Raw genomic sequence first — 20,240 nt, 5'->3', positions numbered from 1 at the left:
CCTACTGTTGTTGAGGTTGAAGACGCTCGGCTCGTCGAAAGTACTGCTCGGCTTCGTTTGTGTTCCCAAGTGCATCGTGCATCGCGCCGAGATTGTAAGTTGCACTCAGGTGATTGGGGACGATTTCCAACACGCTTTCGAAGTAGCCGATGGCGTCTTTCGTCCGTTGTTGATTGGCAGCGATCACACCGAGATTCAAAAGTGCACTGACGTCTTCCGGGGATTCGTCCAGGACGCTTTGCCACACCTCGATCGCGTCTTCCCATCGCTGGGCCGACATCAAAACGCGACCTAGGTTCGTGCGATGGTCCATTCGTTCCGGTGCGAGTTGCACCGCCTTTTGAAACAATTCGATCGCCTCTTCGTTGCGTCCTTGTGCGGAACGAAGCGTTGCCAAATTCCCGTAAGCGTTGGCGTAGTTCGGGTCGATTTCAATGGCTCGTTTCAGTGTCGCTTCAGACGCTTCGAAGTCACCCATCATTCCTTGGGTCGCGCCCAATCCGTTGTAGGCTTCGGCGAGTCCGGGGTTCAGTTCGGTGGCACGGTTGTAAAGCGACAGTGCTTCTTCCAGGTCACCCAGGTTTTGACGTGCCTGAGCCAAGTTGATCACCGAGTCGGCAAAGTTCGGTTTGATTTCCAAGGAGCGACGCAGATGCGTTTCGGCCTCGAGGTAGTCGCCACGTCGGTTCAGCAAGGCACCCAAATTGTTGTGAGCCATGAACGAGTTCGGGTTCTTTTCCAGCGTGTCGCGCCAAAGCACTTCCAGTCCGCTGTAGATCGTCGCTTGGCTGAATGCCACCGTAGCCAACAGCAATGCTGCGCCGGCTGCCATCAATTTAGGAAGGTATCGGCCCAGCCCGTATTCTTCTTCGTCGTCCTGTTCTTTGGATTGAAGCCAGGTTGCCACCACGCCAACGATCAATGCGATCAACGGAACGCTGGCCATGTAGGCAAAGTGATCGGCGACGAAGGAAAAACGCATGGGATAAACATCAAAGAATCCCAACGCGGGGAACAGCGTTCCGGCGTACAAGCAAACCGCTGCGATTGGCCCGCGTCCCAATCGGTGACGCATCAAGAACAGCGTGACCATCACGGCAACGGCTGCGATCGGGAATGCGTTTTGGGTCCAAGACGTGACGTCAATTTCCCAACGTGGGTAGGTGAAGATCAACTCGGTCGGCCAAACCAGTTTTCCGGCGTAGAACCAAAGGGCTCGGCCCGCGATCAAGACGCGTTGCCACGGGGACAGTTCCCAGTCGATGCCGCTGGCACCCACTTGGAACTTTTCCAGCCAAACGGTGAGCAAACCCATTCCGATCCCAATCACGAAGAAGGGAGCCAGGACGGTGAAGTCTCGCAGCCGAACCGTGCCACGTTTCCACCAAATCATCACGATCAAGGCGGCAGGCAACGTCGACGCGACCGTCTTGCTCAACAGTGCGGCGATGAAGCAAAGCAACGCGAGTGCATACCAACGTCGATTCCTCGGCGTCGACTCATCCGAGGACTCTGGTTGAGTGAAGTCCCAGTACCTCAGCCAGCAAAGAACCGTCAGCAGTGTGAACAAACCCGACAGCACGTTCTTTCGTTCGGTGATCCATGCGACGGATTCGACGTGCATCGGGTGAACAGCGAAAAGCAGTGCCGCGACGTAGGCACCCGGAACCGAGAAACGTGAAAGCACACGCCAAAGCAACAGCGCACTGGTGCAATGGATGATCACGTTGACCAAGTGATAGCCCATCGGATTCAGGCCCCAAAGGTGATTCTCAATCCAGAACGAGCTGTGAACGATGGGGTAGTACTGAGGTGTCGCAGACGGATCTGTCCAGATCGCGATCAGTCCGCCGACCGTGTGGAGCGTTGGATTCTCGGTGACGTAATCGTCATCATCCCAAATGAAACCACCTTGGATCGCAGGCAAGTACGCGATCATGGTCAACGCAAAAAGTGCCGCTGCCAACATCGCCGTCACAAGCGTGCTGGTGCTGCGAGAGGGCTCGTCCGACGCGGGAGGGTTGGATTCCAGACTGGCGCTCATGATTGTTTGTCACTTGCCGAGGGGATGGGGCTGCCGTGCGGGTCTTTCTCTGGTGAATCCGTTTGGTGATCGAGTTGGTCCTGCAATTGACGATCCGTGAAGTGCTCGAGCTGGTGTGCTTTCTGGTGAATCCGGCTGCCTTCCAGATCCACGCGAGTGACCAAATACTGTTCCCACAAACGGTGCGAGCGAACCAGTGATTCCGCTTCGGTTCGGCCAACATCGGTCAACTTTGGGACAAGCGTTTCCGATTGATTTTCGACATTGGCAGTGCTCGTCGAAGTCGAAGCTTCCGCTTGAGTCGTTTCGATGCGGCCTCGCCATGCGTGATACTTGACCGCTGATTTGATTGCGAAACGGTTGGTCAGCAACACATCAGCCATCCACGCATCCAGGTCGGCTTGCATTGCCATTGCGTCGGCGATCGGCCGCTCGTCCAACGTCTTTTCTTCCATTCGGTAGAGTAACGCCAGCACGTCGTCGGTCAAAATGGTCCACCGCAGCCAATGCTTGCGGCACAACTGTGGTATCAATCCACGACGAGGTGATGCAACGACAGCCAGCGTGAATGCGAATCCGGTGGCAACCGCCATCATGCCGGCGGTGGTCGTGCTGCGAAACCCGAACCATGTTGGGATCTCGACGGCGGCGACATGACCGGCCCAAGCGCAGGCGGCGCCTATCACGCACGCCAGCACGATCATCATGCCCAAGCGATCGGTCAGCAAATAAGCGGTCGCGGCGGGAACCACCAGCATGGCAACCACCAATATATTGCCCACGCTTTCGAAACTGGCAACGGCCGTGACGGCGACCAAGGTCATCAATACATAGTGAATCGCTTTGGCCGAGAATCCGCTGGATGTGGCCAGTTCAGCGTCGAAGGTCGCCATCTTCAGTTCCTTGAAGAACAAGATGACGAACGCCGCGTTGATCAGAGTCACGATCGATAGAACCACAACGACGCGAGGGACGTCGGTCGAACCGAGAATCGGAATGGGGACCGCCCAAGTATCCAGTGGCGTGGATTCAATCGCACCGTAGAGCACGCATCCGGGATCAAGATCCACTTTGTCAGCCGCCAACACAATCATCACCAAGCCGGCGGCGAACAACGTGGTGAAGACGACGCCCATGGAGGCGCCCTCGTCGACTTCACCGCGAACGTGGATCCAGTCTGATAGCAGTGCGGTGAGAACACCCACGATGACAGCACCGAGGAACATCCAGCCGCTGCTTCGACTGCCCGAGATGAGAAATGCGGCGGCCAAACCAGGCAACACCGCGTGACTGATCGCATCGCCAAGCAGGCTCATGCGGCGTAGCACTAAAAAGCAACCAAGCAGCGATGAAGCGACCGCACACAGCATTCCTGCCGCGACGATCCAACCGTCCAAGGCCCAGTTCCATTCGACCATCCAAAATGGTTCGGTCTCTGCCAACCCGATCATGCTTCGACTCCTTCGGTGGATGAAGCGTGCGGGTCGGTCGGCATGCGACGTTCCCCCAATTCCGCGTTGAGCAGCGATTCGAGTTCAGCAACCGTTTCAGGTTCCAGCACGTGTTCAATCGCATCAGCATCCCGGTCGACTCGTTGGGGAGCGATGTCGGCATGGTGAATCAAATACAGTTCCCACAATCGGTGACGCCGTGTCAGCCGGCGAGCTTCCGATTCACCTCGTTTGGTGAGGGCGAACTCCATCTTCGTGATGTTTTCGCTGATCCATCCGTCGCTGGATGCCTGTTCCAAAATTTTACGCAATCGTTTGTTCGACCAACTGCGGGCTTGCACCAGTTCATCCCAAGAGACCGACAGCCGACTCGGATCGGTTTCGAACAATTCGTAGAGTTCTCGCAGCAGGTGCTGACGATCGATGCTGGCATTGAGCGACCGACGACGCCACATTCGAATTAGCAAACCACGCCGGGCACCGACAAAGAAGCTGATGAGAAAACCCACGCCGGTTGTCAGCACAATCATCGCTCCGCTCGGCAGTCTTGGCAGCATCGCGCTGGCGGCGGCTCCCACCAAACAACCCACCATTCCGATCGCTGACGAGAGCACCATCATCCAAACCAATCGGTCCGTCCAAAACCGAGCCGATGCGGCGGGGATGACCAACAACGCGATCACCAAAACCAGGCCGACCGCCTGCAGACCGATGATCGTGATCACCACCACCACGCTCATCAGTGCCGCGTCGAGCAACACGACCGGGTAGCCTCGCGAGCCAGCGAAGGCCTCGTCAAAACAGAGCAGTTTGAATTCCTTGAACAGCCCCACGCAGATCACCACACAGATCAACGATGCGATCGCGATCAACCACGCGTCGCTCGCGACCATCGAAGCGGTCTTGCCATAGATGAACGATTCCAGCCCAGCTTTGTTGCCGTTCTTCATCTGTTGGGCGATGCCGAGCAACTCCAAGCCCAGTCCGAAGAAAACACTCAGCACGATCCCCAACGCAGCGTCCTCTTTGATGCGAGTGCCACGACGGATGATCAGAATGGACGCGATCCCAAACATTCCCGAGACGGTGGCTCCGGCCAACAGGACCGGCAAAGAACGACCATCGCCGCCCATCGCGGTCACCCAAAGGAAAGCGATCGCAATACCGGGCAGCGCAGCGTGCGCGAGAGCGTCACCCACCAACGCTCGGCGACGAAGCAACGTGAAGCAACCGACCAGTCCAGCGGCGAGCCCCAGCATTGCGGCCCCAAATATCACGACTCGTGTGTTGTGATCCTGCAGACTGATCACCCGCCAAAGTTGCTCGGTCATCAGATCGAACGTTCCCGACGACGCATCGCTTCGGTCGCTTCGTCCAACAAAGTCAGACGGCCGCCATAAGTCTTCTGCAGGTTTTCGCTGGTGAAGACATCTTCGGTTTTGCCTGACGCAACGACTCGCATGTTCAGCAACACGACGTAGTCAAAGTAGTCCGGTACCGATTGCAAATCGTGATGAATGACGACAGCGGTTTTGCCATCGGCACGCATCTGACGTAGCAGATCAATGATCGCCGCCTCTGTTGCCGCATCAACGGCGGCAAGCGGTTCATCCATCAAGTACAAGTCCGCGTTTTGGACAAGTGCTCGCGCCAAGAAGGTGCGTTGTTGTTGGCCACCGGACAGTTGGCTGATCTGACGGTGAGCCAAGTCAGCGATGCCGACCCTCGCCAGTGCTTCCCGAGCCAAGTCGCGATGCTTTTTGCGAACCGGCATGCACCAACCCAAACGTCGGTACAAACCCATCGTCACCACATCGAGTGCATCCACCGGAAAGTCCCAGTCCACGCTCTCGCGTTGTGGGACGTAACCAACTCGGCCGCGGGATTTGGCGTAGGGTTCTCCAAAGACCTCGACTCGGCCCGAGGCTCGAGGAATCAAATCCATGGCGGCTTTGAGAAGCGTGCTCTTGCCGGCTCCGTTGGGTCCGACGATGCCGACCAAATTGCCAGCCGGAATTTCCAGTTCGACGTCCCAGATGACTGGTTTGCGATGATAGGCCACCGTTAGATCGTCAACCTTCAACGCAATGGATGACGACCCTTCCCCGTCGCCGGTTGATCCGGCGGGTTTGTTCGAAACAAAGGAATCGGCGGGGGGGGCGGACGAACTCATGGACTAACACTGGGGGGCTGGAATAGCGGGCTGTTGATTTAGTTGTATACCGAATGACAACAGTTAGCCGATGGGCGTTAGCCCCGGTTGGCTTCTGGTTAACCGTTGCTAAGGAACCGTTCGGAATCAAGTTCGGCTTTAGCGGTGCGGCGCGAGCCGCCCGGTGTGTCACCGGAGGGCTCGCGCCCTTCCGCTACTTTTTAAATCCCGAAGTTGTTTTCGAATGGTTCCTAACGCGGTGCGGCTCATTAAATCAACAGGCGCTAGGACGAAATCTAATTCGGGACGTTGGAAGATTCGTTGGTCGTATCCGCGTCCATGCTCAGTTTGCCTCGCAATCCGTTTTCCGGGGCTTCACCTCCCAGAGCTCGAGTGATCAAGGTCACATTGTGATCGATCATTCCCAGGTAGGTGCCTTCGTACGTTCCCTCTTCACCGGCGGCATCCGAGAATAGTTCGCCGCCAATCTTGACCGAGTGCCCACGCGAATTGGCTCCGTCGATCAATGCTTGGATGCTTTTGCCGTTGACGCTCGTTTCGATAAAGACGGCAGGAACCTTCTTTTCAACGATCAAATCGACCAGTTGATTGATGCGTTGCAATCCAGCTTCGGAATCGGTCGAAATTCCCTGCACACCCAGCACCTCAATCCCGTACGCCCGGCCGAGGTAGCCGAATGCATCGTGCGAGGTGATCAAGATTCGTTGGTCTTCCGGGATGGTCGCGAGGGCGGCTTTGGCATCCTCAGCCAGCAACTGCAGTTCTGCTTGATACTTCTCCGAATTGGCTTGGAAGGTGGCTTGATAATCGGGCAATTCCTCCCCCAAGACAGTCGCGACTTTGTCAGCCGTGAGCGACCAAAGTTCAACGTCGAACCAAACATGCGGATCGGGGTGGCCTGATTGTTCAGAATCCGAAAGGAGTCTGCTCTCATCCAAGTCTTCGGTCACAGCGATCACTGGTTTTGACTTTCCGACCTTCGCGAACGCGTCGGACATTTTGCCTTCGAGCATCAGCCCCGAATAAAACACCACGTCCGCGTCGATGATCTGAGCAACGTCATCGCGAGTCGTCTTGTAGAGGTGTGGGTCAACACCGGGACCAAGCAACACGGTGACTTCGATCTTGTCGCCTCCGACGGCTTTCACGACATCCCCAACCATCGCCGTCGTCGCGAGAACTTGCAGCTTGTTGCTCTTCGCTTTGCCGGCTGAATTGGTGCAACCTTCGGTTGCTGCAAAAGCGAAGATCAACATTGCTCCGGCCATCAACACGATTCCCCAGCGAGACGTTGTGGATCGGTTGGACGCGTGCGCTGAACGCTCGGTGGGAATCGCAGAATTCATTTGGAGGTCTTCTTTCGTTCTTGAAGCCATTGTTCCACCGCGATTCGATTGGATGGAAATGCCATGTTATTCAGTTCGCGTTTGGTCGGAACGCACCATTTGAACTCACTCAGTTCGCTTGGTTCCAATTCAATCTTTGAATTCTTTGGCACTTTGCAAACAAAGAACAAATCAATCACGTCAGCGGTCACGCCAGCGTAGGTGTAATTGTTCGGTCCAGTGGTCAACAGCGACAGTTCAGTCACTTTGAGCTGGGTTTCTTCGGTGACTTCACGACGCAGCGCCTCTTCGATGGACTCGCCTCGATCGACGAAGCCACCTGGCAATCCCCATTGGCCTTTGCCAGGGTCGCGGGCCCGGCGGACGAGCAGCAGTTCTTGATCTTCGTTGACGATCAATCCACCAACGGCAGCAACGGGGCCAAAGAAGAATGCGAAACCGCACTCATCGCATCGAAACGGGATCTCGCCGGGATTGTCGTTGGGTGTTTGGCACGACGGGCAATACCGAAACGCCTTTTCAATCGGTTCTTGCGAACGCTTTGGCGGTGCGGTGCTCTTCTTGCGAACACTTTTGACAGCGGATTTCTTTGCCTTCTTCTTCGCTGATTTCTTCGCTTTCTTGGTGGGTGATTTTCCGACGCTGCTCTTGCTTGTCGGGTGTGCCGCGGGATGAGACGCGCGAGTTGATTTGCGAGAAGACTTCTTCGCCGATTTTCGCGAAGCGGACTTCTTCGCAGATTTCTTGACGGTTGCTGCGCTGGGTTTTTTCTTCATGGTTCGACCTCCTCATCGGTCATGGAGAAGGCGACGATGGATTCGGTGTGGTAGTGCGCCGCTCGCAAAACCCCAGCACCGCTGAGACGCGTTCCGAGAGTCCTAAGTTCTTCGATCGAGTGAATCACACCCATCCCAAGTGACTCGACCACGTCGTCGTCTAGTTGGCAGTGCAGCAGCACGTGTCCATCGGCGATCAATTGATTCCACTGACGTGCCAAGGGCGTTGCTGCATCCCAGTTCTTGAACGCTGTGTCTTGGTCCAAATCGTCTGACGCGTTTGGTCGCGGATCCGCATCATCGGATTCCACTTCCTCCTCGTTTGACTCGATCCCGATCGGTGGCTGCCCAAGTTCTCGTAACCAAACTGGGCTGGGGGATGTGTTGACCTGAGACCAAATGACGATCGTTCCGCCCGGCGTGACGTGACGTCCAGCAGCGATCGCGGCGCGTGCCAGGTTCGCCCAAGTCTGCGAGGTTTCATCTCCGTCCAGAGCGGCGACAACCATTTCAGCGGTCGGTACGGTCTCGCTGATGGCGGCAGAAGTGCTCGCGGATTCTTCGCTGTCCCAAGATTCTTGGTCGGCCGTTTCGCCACTGGCGTACAAGTTGGTCAACTCATGACGCAAGGCATCGGGCGTTCCCGCGATCAATCGACCAAGTTCGCCGGCGGCATCCGCGGAAACCAGCATCATGACTTGCACACCCAACAACCAAGACGCTTCGGATGGTTCGGTTGTCGCACCCGTTTGATAGCGGTGCTGGGTCGCGGCATCGGCGAACAGCGGGAAAATTCCAGTTGGGTCAACGTTATTGATCGCATCGCGAGCTCGAGCCGAAAGGATCGGCAACGTGAAATCAGCGTCGACCAAGTCCTTTGCTAAATAGACCGCTTCGGCGTTTTCGTCGGCAACGATGTAACGCAGGCTTTCGCGGCGATGCGGTTCATGGCGAACGACTTCCACCTTCATTGGCTTCAGTGTTTCCTGGCAGTTCTGCACCGCCTCGAGTTCTTCTTGTAGTTGCGATGCCAAAGATTCGTCGGCTTCATGCCACAGCACCACGCTGACCTTCCCCGCGTTGGCCTTGGCCAGCATCGAAAGCACGCCTTGCAAGACGTCCGAGACTCGCGGCACGTTGGGGTCGACGGCCAAAGCCACATGGTCACCGGGGACAATGGCTTCGACGACGGTTGGGAAATCCACCGGCGTCTGCAGCATGCTCTCAGCCAGTTTCGCGATCGCCTCGGGCGAACCATTGACAGGTTGTGAACGAGCCGAGAACGACCCCGCCACCGCGGCAGGTCTCAACTCCCACAATTCGCCTTCGACAGCGCCGCGGTAATCCTGGGCTGAGACGACTGGCAACGAAACACGTTTCATGGAACAAGTGGCTAAAATGAACGGGATGACCGATTGGATGAAAGCGACCCACGCGGCGCTGAGATCGAATGCGGTTATCGTATCGAATCGCGGTTCCTTGGGAGACCCCAGCGAAACGCAACCAGACCGCTCTCCTCCTCTTTTCTGGCAATTGCGATGACTCAACTCCTTGCTGAACAACCGCTCGTGGTTTCGATCATGCTGGGGGTTTTGGCCGCGGCATTGATCTACAGTTGGTTGCAGACCGGCAAAAAGGCGTTGGTCATCACCGGTTTGATTTGTGCCGCGTTGATTCCCGTCGCTTGGGTGATCGCGGGAAACTGGGTGACCGATGAGGAACGGATCGAGACTTTGATTTACGACATCGCCAAAGCCGTCGAAGAGGAGCGGTATGACGATGTGGTGGAGCTGATTGGTGCCGACCAAACCAAATCACAAGCCGGAAACGAACTTCAACGCTACGAATTTGAAGTCGCCAAGGTGGGCAACATTCGTTCCATCAAAATGGTTCAGGGATCCGTTCCGCCACAAGCGAATGTGGACATGACGGTGAAGGTAACCGTCAGCGAAAAACGCGGATCGATCAAGAACGTTTCGATCCCACGACGGCTGATGCTGACGTTCGAAAAGAGCGGTGACCCCAATGCAGCCCATGGTGGTTGGCTGGTGTCGGAATACGCTCACATGCCGGTCATCGGCAAACCCGACGCCTATTCGACGGGGACCTTTTGATGTCGCCCGATCCTGGCAAAACAGACATGCCCCAAACGGCACCTTCGCCGATCGCTCACCCGTATCCCGGCCGATTGATCACGCTGGATGGAATCGACGGTGTTGGGAAATCATCTCAGATCGAAATTTTGGCTGAGCGTCTAAGATCCGAAGGCCGCAACGTTCTCTGCGTGCGAGACCCCGGTTCGACCGATCTGGGCATGAAGCTGCGAGCGATGTTGCTGGACAGCGATTTGGAAATGCATCGTCGGACGGAGGCGATGCTGTTCATGGCCAGTCGCTGCGAGATGATTGAATCTACCTTGCGATCGGCCCTCGCCGATGGAGTCACGGTGATCAGCGATCGTTTCCTTTTGGCCAACGTGGTCTATCAAAGCGTCGGCGGAGAAGTCGACGCGCAGACGTTGTGGCACCTTGGGCGACTCGCGTGCGGCGGGGTTCAGCCGGACGTGACGCTGTTGCTGGACCTACCCGCTGAAATCTCGATGCAACGAGTCGGTGGCGAAGCCGATCGAATGGAATCACGAGGCGTCGATTACATGGCCAAGGTCCGCCAAGCCTTCTTGGACGAATTGCCCAACGCCGGTGGTCGCACACACGTCATCGATGCATCAGGAACGATCGAAGAAGTCGCCAAAACCATCGCAGCGATCGAGCTGTTTTGATTCAGCCTGTAGGTCTCTCGTTCCCGCACACCTGAACGGCATCGATCGTTGCGATGGCAGCCGCCGGGCGACGGAACGATTCAGAATGTGGCTAGGACGCTACAGGCTGTTTTCAGATTTGCCGAAGACGCCGGCTCACAAAACCCGTTCACTTCAGCCGACGGCCGTTAGGCCCGGTTGTCACGCCAAAATGCAAGCCAATCCAACCTTCCAGCCAACTCGCCCACCACTGTCCACGTCAACCGCAACGCTGCTCACAAAATTTTCGCTCGCATGCTTTCACGGTTCAGAGCGTGATGCAGTCCGCCCGCTTCGTCGGCTCGAGATGGCTTGGTCCCCAGGTGAGCTGAGACCGGATTGCAAGCATCAACGAGAACTCATAGGAGCCTGCCCCTTTGCAGGCTCTGACTGTCTTCTGCGTCTACCGCAGGCAAATCTGTCTCGAGGCTCTACTAAGCAGGTCGGCAGGAATGATCGGGTAGAACCTCACGTAGGCGAGTCTCTCTGAGACTCGCAAATTGCAGCATCTCGGAGAGACCCCGCTACGTGATCAAGCCCAAAGACTCCCGCTCACGTGCTTAGAGCTGCCAACGTTTTTGACGGATCTCTACAGAAACACTTGAATCACTCGCGTTGCCCTTTGTTTTTGAGCGGTAGAGATCGGTGGCGGTGCCCCCTGCCTTCGATGAAACTGGCCGTTGGCTAGTAGTCCTCCACCTTGGCCAAAGGCCAAGCTCAACATAGCCAGCGGGCAACGCCCCTGGTCTTGTGCCGCGCCACCCGCACGCTTTGGCCAAAGGCCAAACTCATCCACCTCATCGTGCCAAGAATAGCGATATCGAACGCTTCACTCAGGGAAGGTGTAGCCCGGATTGGCGGAGTCGAAATCGACGTCCGGCGACGTTGGGTTCACAACCAAGTCGCGGTACACGTAGGGATCGATCTTGAGCGATCCAAGGGACGGAGGCCTTAAACGGACGGGCCAAAACAAGAATGAATGCTGTTCTGTTTGATTTTGTCAGACTGCTTGAAATACAAATCGCTTGCTGACCGAAGGCAATCGAATCTCCCCCGCCAGAGTACAGCGATTGAGCGAGTCGGGTGTCGGTAAAAACGGAAGAAGCACCGAATCACGGTGAACGCATCCATCGCCGGTGAGGAAGCGGCTACTGATCGCCGTTCGCAGATGGCCTCATCTCGGCCCGGTCAGGGCTGGCAACTGAAGCGGACGACTCGCTCGATGGGGATGCCTTCGACTTGCCCGTCAACGTGCGCGATGGTGAGATAGTCCGAGCCGAGGACCGCCGACTCAACCTCCAGGTCACTGAACGTCGACACGCCACCGAGACCATCGTCGACCGTGTACTGAACGGTCACCTCGTGAAAGGTGTGACGGTCGGCCAGAGGCAAACCCTTCCAGAGCAAACCACACGCCATAAAGCCGCAAGCGAAGCTGGTGGCGGCAATGAGAATGAGTTTGCGTCGATCATTCATTTGGATGTTCATCGGCGATCGGAAATGACGTGGAGCAATCAAAAGGGAGCGGGGCATGAGTGAGCGAATAGAAATGGCAATGCCCCCGTCCCCTTCGATCTCAAGTAGCTCAATTCTGGTCAGAATCAGAGTCGGTCGACATTTCCTTTGGGGCAGTCGTTCTCGGAAGCAAACGAAGCATGGACTCGACCTGCCTGAGCGCTTCTTGCGTTTCGGGATCCGACAACAATTTGAGTGTCTCGTTTGCCGAACGAATGGTAGACGGGAGTGACGAGATACCTTTGGCTACGTCGTCCCCGACAATATTCGAGTCCTGAAGCGTTTTTTGAAAATCATGAAACAATCGGTACACAAATGATTGACTCAGCTCGACCGTGGTTGTGCCCTGTCCCGTCGCTACGGTCGCACCGTCGATGACCACGTTGTACGATCCCGAAAACTCGAAGCGAATGACTCCCTCGCTTTGCTGAGGATCGATCGAAGCACTTGGCTCGTCAGCGTAAGTGGCGGGCGAGCAAAGAACGGATGCAAGAACAAGCAATCCGGAAAACATGGAAGTGGTGTGTTTCGGCATTTTTAGCAACCTGCATATCGAATGGTGAATCTTGATGTGTTCGCAAACGTCTCTGTTCGAGGAACGTCAAGCACCACGGGGGACGGAGAGTGAGTTGTCCGTTCGAGCGAGCACCTCGCGCCATTCGTCCGTGAATGTCTTTGTTCTGCTCGCCTTTACAAACTGCCAGCCTGTTTCTGTCTTCCACTGGATGCGAAATCCGGCATCTTTGAGAGTCGTGTCCTTTGGAAACCAAAATGCGAGGTAACGCATGCCGATGGACCTTACAGGCTCCGGGGCGAAACAGTAGGCGTTGCTGATTGGATGATAAACGAATCGAAAGACGTTTGTCGTCGAAGGGGATGTCTTCTCGTCGACGCGAAAATGGACCATCGCAGAACAGATGGGGCCAAGGCTCAGAACGAGAAACACGAAAGCCAGTTGAATCGATACGACACACGGCAACAGCAATCTTGCAACTTTGTGATCGCGTTTAAGCAACAACGGGCCGAGGCACAGGAGGCTCGCGAACGCGGCTACAGGAATTGCGAGCGTGCCGGTCAAAGCCAAAAATTGCCCAAGGCTGATGGCGAACGCAATACAGGCTGTTCCCAGGAGTAGAAAGCGGAGGGAGAATTTCGGTCGCATTACGTATTCAACTCCAGTCACCAGAGCGTTAGGCATCACGGGGCACGGCGAGCTGACGATCCATTGCGAAAAACGCCACAACCCGTGCTCCCGTGCATGTCATTGTTCTGCTTTTTCGCTAAGCAGGGCCTTGGTGAGCGAGCTTGAGTCCTGGTTCGCGTGTCGGCCCGTGAACATGATTGCAGTAGCCGCGATCGTAAAGAGCGACCCAACCGTCACTGTAGCCCATGCGGTGTTGTGAGGAACAGCGATATCCTCGGGAAGTGCCGCATAATAGGAAGCCATGCTAAGGTAGCCGTGTAGGACACCAACCAGGCCGATCAGTGCGGGCAAGAAGACGATCCACCGTGTCCTCAGGATTCGGCTTCCTGGTGAGTTCCATAAGTCGTTCATGAACGCGGCAAGAATTGCGAACAGGCCTGCCCCAAATATCATTGCTCCGTAAAGCATCCCTAAGCTATCGACGGTGTCAGCGATGAAAGATGATGGCAGGTGACTTGCTGCTATTTGCAACAGTGAGAAACTGGCGAGTCCACCGAAAGCGGACAGAATCAACAGTCGTGAAAGTCTCATTAGGTGTCCTTGTAAGAAGAGATACTGCGTTGTGGTGCCTTCAATCAGCAGAGCGGCGGCCGTAACCGGGCGTTGAAGAAAGATTGTCCATTTCAAAACCGCCCAATTTCGCCGCTCCAGTTCATGGGTGGATGATCCGAGTGCCACGCTCAAGACAGGAGATGGATCGCGATTCGGAATGCGCCATAGCCCAAAAAACATCCAAGAAGGGACGTGAGGATAGCCGAACGCCACCACCCACGCAGCCATCGGCGAAATGCAAGAAAAAGCAAGCCCCCACCGGACGCCATGCCAACGGCTACTGCCGGCGTAATCAATCGGGATAGAAAGTCATGATCCGAGCCGAACGCCGTGTTCCAAGTCGTGTAAATCCAAAGGAGCGACATTCCAACCAATGAATAGCCGAGAATCAAGCAAACCACTGCGGGTATGACACGAGTACTATCACGTCGGGCAGTGGGGCTAGCGTCTTGACGCTCGCGATTAAGCCGAAGACCAGTCGTTGATTCCACCTGGAATGGCGTTTCGTAAGGGTTGGTTTCAACCATCAGCATATTTCAGTCGGGGAACGCCTGTCTTAACCGGGCACGAACGGAAGGCTTTGATTTCAGTTGCCGCGTGATTGAGTGCGCCGGTTCACGGATTGGTAATCCAATTGCATGTGCGGTGAGACAACGCAATAGAAAATGTGGCAGATCAAACTTTTGGTAGAGTGCTACCACTGGCAATATCCCCATCGTTGTCGGTGGGCAGCTCATCACAGCAAGAACGCGGTGGCATGTTGAAGTAGGCCCACGAGGCAAGCACAGACCAAACGACGATCATCGGTGTAAATGTGCGGTAAAAGGTCACAACGCCCTTTTGTCCTGCAACATTTTCCGGCATGAAGGCGTCAGCAACAGCTATCGAGGCCACACATGCAAGAACGACGGTAACGCCCACGCAGACGAATGCGATTGCTTGCAGGCGAGTTTTGAATGGATTCATAGTGACTCTCTCTGGGTTTGCAGCCGTTCGGTTCTAGTTGGAAAACGTCACGCGTCACCCGGTACGCGCGAGAGACATTGAACTTCAAGACCGCCCGACTCGCGTACTCGGGTGCACGCGATGGTACTGTGCGTCTACCTCTGCCTGGATATTTTCAACTCAGTTTCATTTAGTAGTTGATCGAGAGGTCCATCGAGACTCTCACGGCGAAGATGTTTGAACCGAATTGTTCCCTCGGAATCCAGGACATAGACGGTTGGCCAGGCTCGAACATTCCAATTAGTTGTAATGGGGCCGTCGATGCCATCGGGGCCATTCCAGAATGACCGCCAGGGAATCGCGTTCTCGCTAACTGAAAGCTGGGCAGACTTTAAGGTGTCGTCCGCATTTACGCCGACAATTACAAATGGTCGATCCGCAAATTTTGCATAAAGCTCTTTTTCGTGTGGAATGTCCCCGATGCAGGGACCGCACCAAGACGCCCAGAAAACTAGCAGCACAACCTTGCCGCGATTATCGCTTAATCGCATTTGCTTGCCATCAATGTCAGCCCCTACAATATCAGGAGCCGCTACACCAATTGCCAAGTGTTCTAACTCGAAAATTTCTCGACGAGCGCGCACGCTCAACTTCTCGTCGCCCCGCGTTGAAAGTACGTCTGGATAGTCTGAGGCGACCAATTCAAAGCATCTAATCGCCTCAGATTGTAGTTGTTCGATGTCTTGATTCGCAAGAAACTGGTCGAGGTTCTTCCTCACACGCGAGTCAGCGTATTTGCCAAAGGAGCCAACGCTTGGACGTTTCGCCCAAGAAGAAGGGAGGCACATCTCGCGTTTTTGCGACAGGAGTCGTCCAAGGCGGAAGCACGCTTCTGCACGAAGCTCCTTTGAATCGCCTTCGGCCATCAGAGTCCGCAAAAGGCTCTCTGACTGCTTTGATACCCGTACCTTGGCACAGAGAGTACGCAGTTCTTTATCACGGTGTTTCTCCAGGATCAATTTGATAGCGTGTTCATAGTGGTCAAACAAATCTTGATCAAATTGACCAACCGAGTCCCCCATCTTCAGCACTTCCAAGAGTGCGTCGAATCCATCCTGGCTCGATCCAGCTTCCTCCGCGAAGGAAATGAATTTCGGAGCGAATGACCAGCCGGGCCATTCCCGATAACGAGCGATCGAACCATCCTCAGTCTTGACGCCATTATATTGCATCTGCCACGCCTCCGTGCTCGAAGCGTACTCACGCTGAAGCTGTTGGAGTTCGTTTTCCGGCGATTGGGCAGCGAGGATGCCGACGCAGAGAGCAGAGAGAATTACCGTGTAAAGTAGATGACGCATTTTTCAAACTCGGATCTAAGCACAGAACGGTTGCGACCACCCGGTCGCCACGAGAGATCTTCCATTGTCAAAACGTCCGGCTCGGCGACTCGGGTGCATCGGAAGGTTCGTCGGCGTTGTCATAGTGCGGAAATGCGTACATCGGAATAAACACCGTCTGATTATGGAAGCAAATTCACGCGGCACCGGCATTTCTTCCGCTCCTGATTCTAATGTATCCAACCCTTACCATCGCAAGCCACCCTAATCCAAACACTGGGACGGGAAGAACCATTAGCGCATAGATCGTCGCCGAAATCACTCCCTCCTGCGTCGGACGAAGTAGGTATGGATCACAAACGAACAACAGGGAAACGCAAACGTATGCGATTCGCCAGGCGTAGCCGCGGTCGCATGAAAAATATGTGCCCAGCGTAAGCAAGAACATCCCAACCGAAATCACGCCATGCCCGATGTAAGTGACATCGCTACAAGCTATCAACCAATCACTCTGGGTTGATTGCGGTGAGAGTTCACCGACGTAAAGGCGTAACGCTGGATAGGAGAAGACGCAGAAAAAGGAAAACACACCAAGCAGCACAGTATTCCAACCACGGCGAAGCCACTGGGGCTCCACCGGTTTCGCAGGATCATTGGGCGGCAAATATGGATCTAGATTCAAAGCAACGTTATTGATGAGGATCGTTGGCGTCACGTGAGTCTGCTCGACGAACGATATGATTGTCCCCGGTTTGTCCGGAGATAAGTCGGATGGAAGGGTTTTCTCGCCGGCTGCGTTGTCCAGTCTCGGGTTCGTAGTCTCGGATTTATCGCCGGTTGGAAGGGACTTATCGCTGGTTGCGCTTCCCTCACCTAACGTGGTGGTGCAGCACGCTGATGTCAAGCATTTTGTGCGTTTGCGAACCAGTGTTCCCTGGGTGAACGCAACTTTTGCCCGCCAAAAGCTGGTTTTCGATTCGTTAGGGGCAACCGGGCAGGAACAGCAGGCAACCCAAGCAATCAAAGGGACTGCGGAATAGATGCATCCCTGTCGCGGAGCGATCCATTGGATCGCGGTGGGCTGCTGACTGAGAAGCCGAACCGGAAGTCCGGCGGATGCCTTGAAGGAGTGCTGAGCGTAGGTAGATCAGCACTTGGGCGGGAACAAATCGCGTGTCCTTGAGCGATCAAGGACGTCCCTTATTTGGGGAGATCTCGATGCGTACCCGTGAGTAGGACTTGCCCGAAAGGCGGGGCGGAATGCGGCAACGTATGCCCGTGCAAAGAGAAGTCAGCAGAGGGCCCCATCGATCGATTGCTGAAGGCTCCGTAGCGACCCACGAAGACTATAGCTTGAGCTCTGGGGGAGATACCGCGCACCACACTCCCTTTCGTCAGCGGTAGTCATTCCATCGCGATTGCGGTGACGCTTAACTGAATGCGAATGGTCTCGCGCTGGTCGGATGGCAATCGGTTGTCCAAGTGTTCAAAATCGCGAGTCTCGTCGATGAGTGTTACGGTTTCGCCCTCGGAAATCTTTGCAAAGCTTCGGGATGCACCCGGGTTTTCGCTTCTTGATGTGTAGGAGCCAACGCTAGCAGGATAGATCTCCTTGATTGGCTTCCGTATTGTTTCCCTGACGGCTCTACGACCTATCCCTCTGCCACTTGTCGGATCATACCCCAGTTTCGTCGTGATGATTAGATCCTCCTCAAACTGCTCCTCCGGAGATACGGGGTCAGGCAAAAGGAGGACAAGGGAGCCGAACGCGTCCTTGCTCGAGTCCGCCGAACGGTTCTTCGTGTAAAATGACTGCGAGGATTCTAAGTAGTTTCGTTGAAAGACAATTCGACTCCTCCGATTTTTTCCTTTTGGCCGATGGGAAATCGTTACTTCCCACGTCCAAGGTACGCCAGTCACTTCGAAAGCCCATGCGTCCAATCCTAGGTCCGCGAGGATAGTCTCGGCGTCCAGATTGCGTCTAACCGTCAGCTGTGCTCCGGATTGCTCCGGGGCCTTTGACGGTCGCTGATTCTGCGGAATTTGGCTTGTCTCAACCGGTCCCGAAGATTCTCCGCAACCACAAGTCATTATCGCTAGAAACGCGAGCGACGAAATGGTTTTTGGGAGAGATCGCATGCGTGAAAGCTTCCTGTTGTTCACTGGGTAGCGACCGCGATGACCGATGTCGCGGCCAAAAAACTCACCGTCAGGAAGCGGCCTAACCGCGACTTCAGTGCATCGCATTGTTCGCCATAATCGTAAGTCGATATGCCAGTCGACGTCAATGCGTTGATATTATCCTGGGCATTAAGCGACAATAGTTATCCAGCGGATTCATTCAGATCAGTGTATTCCCACGCAATCCGAAACGTACCGTTCTCACTTGATTTATCTCTGTCTAACAGATAAACCACATCGTGATTGTTAAGCTCGGTTGGTGGATCTTTAAAACTGATTCGAACCAAGTAGCGATCGTTAAGATCTGACATGACCGTAATAGCTTTTAACCGCTCTAAGTCATAGTCATCGGTTTCACCGTGTGTTGCTGGTTTCCAACGGTCTCCGACAGTGCCCAGCCAATAGCGGCGGTAAATGGTTTCTTTCTCCGACAACGAGGACCAAAATGAGGCTTCGTCTCCGCTGGGATATTTTCTGTTTACCAAGCTGATGTCGCGGTAATAGTGAAGCACCAGCCTCGCAATAGCTATTGCGGTCTCGTCTTTCGAGTTGAATGTTGACAGAAGTCTCTCAATGGAGTGTTGCGGGTTCGAGCTCATGAGATTTCAGGTGGCGAACGGCGGTCATCACGGGGGACGGACAGAAGACTTGCAAGCATACGAGAAAACGGACCACCCGTTCTCCCGTGCAATTCATGGTTCGTCGTCATTTCCAGGTTGATACTTTGCTGACCGTTTAGTTTGCCAATTTGAGCATTTCGGTTGCTCGGGCTTGGGAAAGCGGCATTCGCATCGCGGGCATTGGCCGGTCAGCTGAGTGGATGTGAATCCGTGATCGCATTGTGGACAGACATACTTACTCGCGTACATCCGCTCGATTGCGCATTGCATTCTCCGGTCGTGTGTCGAAAACGTGTCAGCGAACAGGCCAGCAGCCAGTCCGAGCGTCAGTCCGACTAGCAATATCAACATTGCCGTGTACTCGCTCTGGCAATAGCTTGCCGCAAGTCCCGCAATGCAGACGCTCATGGCCGTGCATGCGACTAAGGGCGTTCGCATCTTGTTCCAGGCCAGGATGGCTAAGAGGAGTACAATCCCATATCGAATCCAGAACGCAAACGTGGTTGAAGGCAATATTTGACTAGCGAGGTTCATGTTGGCGCAACCAAGCGTTGGACGTGTGAAGCATCTCAGGAATTGCGATTCGATTGAAGACAGATCGACGAACGTCCGCGATAACCGAGTCGCGGCGATTGATTTTCCATTGTCAAAAACGACGACTCCGCGACTTCGGTTCATCGCATGGTGCGTCGGCGGTCTTCTTCGTGATGGGGTGCTTCGTTTCGGTGCGAACTAATTGCGTGAGACGCTCATTGAAGGGTATGGCAAGAAGTCGCAGGAGTCTACAAACCAAAGCCACCGTACCTCGCTGATCGCCACGACCGTTTGCCACATTTTTCGCATCGTCGGAATCTCGCAATCAGTTGGGGAATCCATAGAGGCAAATTCCAAATTAGGTACGAAAGCAGGAACCAAGCTATCGGCGCGATTAGTAGCCACCACCAAGTTTTGACACCGGATAGGCCAATGCCCAATCCTGTGAGCAGCGAACTAAAGCCGAAAACCACACAACCACCGATCGCAACCGGTGTACCCGTTTCATGTCCGCACTCTGAGCATCGCAGTAACAGTGTTTTCTCCAGTCATGTTTCGCATCTGACAGCGGCGTACTTGAGCCGACGAACGATACGGTTCAGCGGGACCGCGCGAGAGACGCACCACTTCAGAGACGTCAGCTCGCGGTCTCCGTTGCAGTACGTCCAACATGGGCGTGATCTTGTGGGGTGAAAGTCCCCTGTACTTAGTTCCGGTTTCTTCGAAGAGGGAGTCATCATATCAGATGGATAGCTCGTAAGAAGA

General features: G+C 54.9%; 15 protein-coding genes. 2 read left to right on the top strand and 13 right to left on the bottom strand.

Annotated elements, in window-relative coordinates:
* Window position 1 precedes the first annotated feature (1 nt).
* The 7 genes from B2R17_RS00310 to B2R17_RS00280 all read right to left on the bottom strand — a co-directional run bounded on the left by B2R17_RS00310 (window position 2) and on the right by B2R17_RS00280 (window position 9,172).
* Window positions 2-2,044 carry a tetratricopeptide repeat protein gene (locus tag B2R17_RS00310; protein ID WP_286762376.1) on the bottom strand — a complete coding sequence of 681 codons (2,043 nt, stop codon included), beginning with the start codon at window positions 2,042-2,044 and terminating at the stop codon, window positions 2-4.
* Entirely contained in the window at window positions 2,041-3,495 is a 1,455-nt protein-coding gene (locus B2R17_RS00305) for a metal ABC transporter permease (RefSeq protein WP_008666314.1), read from the bottom strand. The genes B2R17_RS00310 and B2R17_RS00305 overlap by 4 nt, the downstream gene beginning before the upstream one ends.
* Complete coding sequence (locus B2R17_RS00300; RefSeq protein ID WP_008653841.1) at window positions 3,492-4,826, bottom strand: metal ABC transporter permease; 1,335 nt, start codon at window positions 4,824-4,826, stop codon at window positions 3,492-3,494. The genes B2R17_RS00305 and B2R17_RS00300 overlap by 4 nt, the downstream gene beginning before the upstream one ends.
* Window positions 4,826-5,668, bottom strand: coding sequence for a metal ABC transporter ATP-binding protein (locus B2R17_RS00295; RefSeq protein WP_286762375.1), 843 nt, complete (start codon window positions 5,666-5,668; stop codon window positions 4,826-4,828). The genes B2R17_RS00300 and B2R17_RS00295 overlap by 1 nt, the downstream gene beginning before the upstream one ends.
* 275 nt (window positions 5,669-5,943) lie before the next feature.
* Window positions 5,944-7,014 (bottom strand): metal ABC transporter solute-binding protein, Zn/Mn family, encoded by a 1,071-nt coding sequence (locus tag B2R17_RS00290; RefSeq protein WP_286762374.1) that lies wholly within the window; start codon window positions 7,012-7,014, stop codon window positions 5,944-5,946.
* The gene (locus B2R17_RS00285) at window positions 7,011-7,790 is read right to left on the bottom strand and encodes an NUDIX hydrolase (RefSeq protein ID WP_286762373.1); all 780 of its coding nucleotides are present in this window, start codon (window positions 7,788-7,790) and stop codon (window positions 7,011-7,013) included. The genes B2R17_RS00290 and B2R17_RS00285 overlap by 4 nt, the downstream gene beginning before the upstream one ends.
* On the bottom strand, window positions 7,787-9,172 hold the full coding sequence (locus B2R17_RS00280; RefSeq protein ID WP_286762372.1) for a transcriptional regulator: 1,386 nt from the start codon (window positions 9,170-9,172) through the stop codon (window positions 7,787-7,789). Before B2R17_RS00280 ends, B2R17_RS00285 begins: the two co-directional genes overlap by 4 nt.
* Window positions 9,173-9,328: 156 nt before the next feature.
* Here B2R17_RS00280 and B2R17_RS00275 point away from each other — a divergent pair, with 156 nt between their 5' ends.
* Both B2R17_RS00275 and tmk read left to right on the top strand, forming a co-directional pair.
* Window positions 9,329-9,904, top strand: coding sequence for a hypothetical protein (locus B2R17_RS00275; RefSeq protein WP_286762371.1), 576 nt, complete (start codon window positions 9,329-9,331; stop codon window positions 9,902-9,904).
* Window positions 9,904-10,569 (top strand): dTMP kinase, encoded by a 666-nt coding sequence (tmk, locus tag B2R17_RS00270; RefSeq protein ID WP_286762370.1) that lies wholly within the window; start codon window positions 9,904-9,906, stop codon window positions 10,567-10,569. The genes B2R17_RS00275 and tmk overlap by 1 nt, the downstream gene beginning before the upstream one ends.
* A gap of 1,206 nt (window positions 10,570-11,775) precedes the next feature.
* Here tmk and B2R17_RS00265 read toward each other — a convergent pair.
* The 6 genes from B2R17_RS00265 to B2R17_RS00240 all read right to left on the bottom strand — a co-directional run bounded on the left by B2R17_RS00265 (window position 11,776) and on the right by B2R17_RS00240 (window position 18,920).
* On the bottom strand, window positions 11,776-12,063 hold the full coding sequence (locus tag B2R17_RS00265) for a hypothetical protein (protein ID WP_286762369.1): 288 nt from the start codon (window positions 12,061-12,063) through the stop codon (window positions 11,776-11,778).
* A 109-nt stretch (window positions 12,064-12,172) separates the two neighbouring features.
* Window positions 12,173-12,637: a hypothetical protein gene (locus B2R17_RS00260; RefSeq protein WP_286762368.1), complete on the bottom strand. Its 465-nt coding sequence runs from the start codon at window positions 12,635-12,637 to the stop codon at window positions 12,173-12,175.
* A gap of 726 nt (window positions 12,638-13,363) precedes the next feature.
* Entirely contained in the window at window positions 13,364-14,086 is a 723-nt protein-coding gene (locus tag B2R17_RS00255; protein WP_286762367.1) for a hypothetical protein, read from the bottom strand.
* Window positions 14,087-14,533: 447 nt separating this feature from the next.
* The gene (locus tag B2R17_RS00250; RefSeq protein WP_286762366.1) at window positions 14,534-14,824 is read right to left on the bottom strand and encodes a hypothetical protein; all 291 of its coding nucleotides are present in this window, start codon (window positions 14,822-14,824) and stop codon (window positions 14,534-14,536) included.
* A gap of 134 nt (window positions 14,825-14,958) precedes the next feature.
* Complete coding sequence (locus B2R17_RS00245; RefSeq protein ID WP_286762365.1) at window positions 14,959-16,161, bottom strand: TlpA family protein disulfide reductase; 1,203 nt, start codon at window positions 16,159-16,161, stop codon at window positions 14,959-14,961.
* Between the two features lie 2,303 nt (window positions 16,162-18,464).
* The gene (locus tag B2R17_RS00240; protein ID WP_286762364.1) at window positions 18,465-18,920 is read right to left on the bottom strand and encodes a hypothetical protein; all 456 of its coding nucleotides are present in this window, start codon (window positions 18,918-18,920) and stop codon (window positions 18,465-18,467) included.
* Between the last annotated feature and the right edge of the window lie 1,320 nt (window positions 18,921-20,240).

Origin of the sequence: Rhodopirellula sp. UBA1907 (genome assembly GCF_002337565.1) — a bacterium.
GTDB lineage: Bacteria > Planctomycetota > Planctomycetia > Pirellulales > Pirellulaceae > Rhodopirellula > Rhodopirellula europaea.
The sequence above is the reverse complement of the archived record's forward strand: the minus strand, read 5'-3'. Positions and strand labels throughout refer to the sequence as shown.

Excerpts from the sequence above, each read along its gene's own strand:
- B2R17_RS00310 (WP_286762376.1), bottom strand. The coding sequence starts at position 2,044 with ATGAGCGCCAGTCTGGAATCCAACCCTCCCGCGTCGGACGAGCCCTCT.
- B2R17_RS00305 (WP_008666314.1), bottom strand. The coding sequence starts at position 3,495 with ATGATCGGGTTGGCAGAGACCGAACCATTTTGGATGGTCGAATGGAAC.
- B2R17_RS00300 (WP_008653841.1), bottom strand. The coding sequence starts at position 4,826 with ATGACCGAGCAACTTTGGCGGGTGATCAGTCTGCAGGATCACAACACA.
- B2R17_RS00295 (WP_286762375.1), bottom strand. The coding sequence starts at position 5,668 with ATGAGTTCGTCCGCCCCCCCCGCCGATTCCTTTGTTTCGAACAAACCC.
- B2R17_RS00290 (WP_286762374.1), bottom strand. The coding sequence starts at position 7,014 with ATGAATTCTGCGATTCCCACCGAGCGTTCAGCGCACGCGTCCAACCGA.
- B2R17_RS00285 (WP_286762373.1), bottom strand. The coding sequence starts at position 7,790 with ATGAAGAAAAAACCCAGCGCAGCAACCGTCAAGAAATCTGCGAAGAAG.
- B2R17_RS00280 (WP_286762372.1), bottom strand. The coding sequence starts at position 9,172 with ATGAAACGTGTTTCGTTGCCAGTCGTCTCAGCCCAGGATTACCGCGGC.
- B2R17_RS00275 (WP_286762371.1), top strand. The coding sequence starts at position 9,329 with ATGACTCAACTCCTTGCTGAACAACCGCTCGTGGTTTCGATCATGCTG.
- tmk (WP_286762370.1), top strand. The coding sequence starts at position 9,904 with ATGTCGCCCGATCCTGGCAAAACAGACATGCCCCAAACGGCACCTTCG.
- B2R17_RS00265 (WP_286762369.1), bottom strand. The coding sequence starts at position 12,063 with ATGAATGATCGACGCAAACTCATTCTCATTGCCGCCACCAGCTTCGCT.
- B2R17_RS00260 (WP_286762368.1), bottom strand. The coding sequence starts at position 12,637 with ATGCCGAAACACACCACTTCCATGTTTTCCGGATTGCTTGTTCTTGCA.
- B2R17_RS00255 (WP_286762367.1), bottom strand. The coding sequence starts at position 14,086 with ATGGCTGCGTGGGTGGTGGCGTTCGGCTATCCTCACGTCCCTTCTTGG.
- B2R17_RS00250 (WP_286762366.1), bottom strand. The coding sequence starts at position 14,824 with ATGAATCCATTCAAAACTCGCCTGCAAGCAATCGCATTCGTCTGCGTG.
- B2R17_RS00245 (WP_286762365.1), bottom strand. The coding sequence starts at position 16,161 with ATGCGTCATCTACTTTACACGGTAATTCTCTCTGCTCTCTGCGTCGGC.
- B2R17_RS00240 (WP_286762364.1), bottom strand. The coding sequence starts at position 18,920 with ATGAGCTCGAACCCGCAACACTCCATTGAGAGACTTCTGTCAACATTC.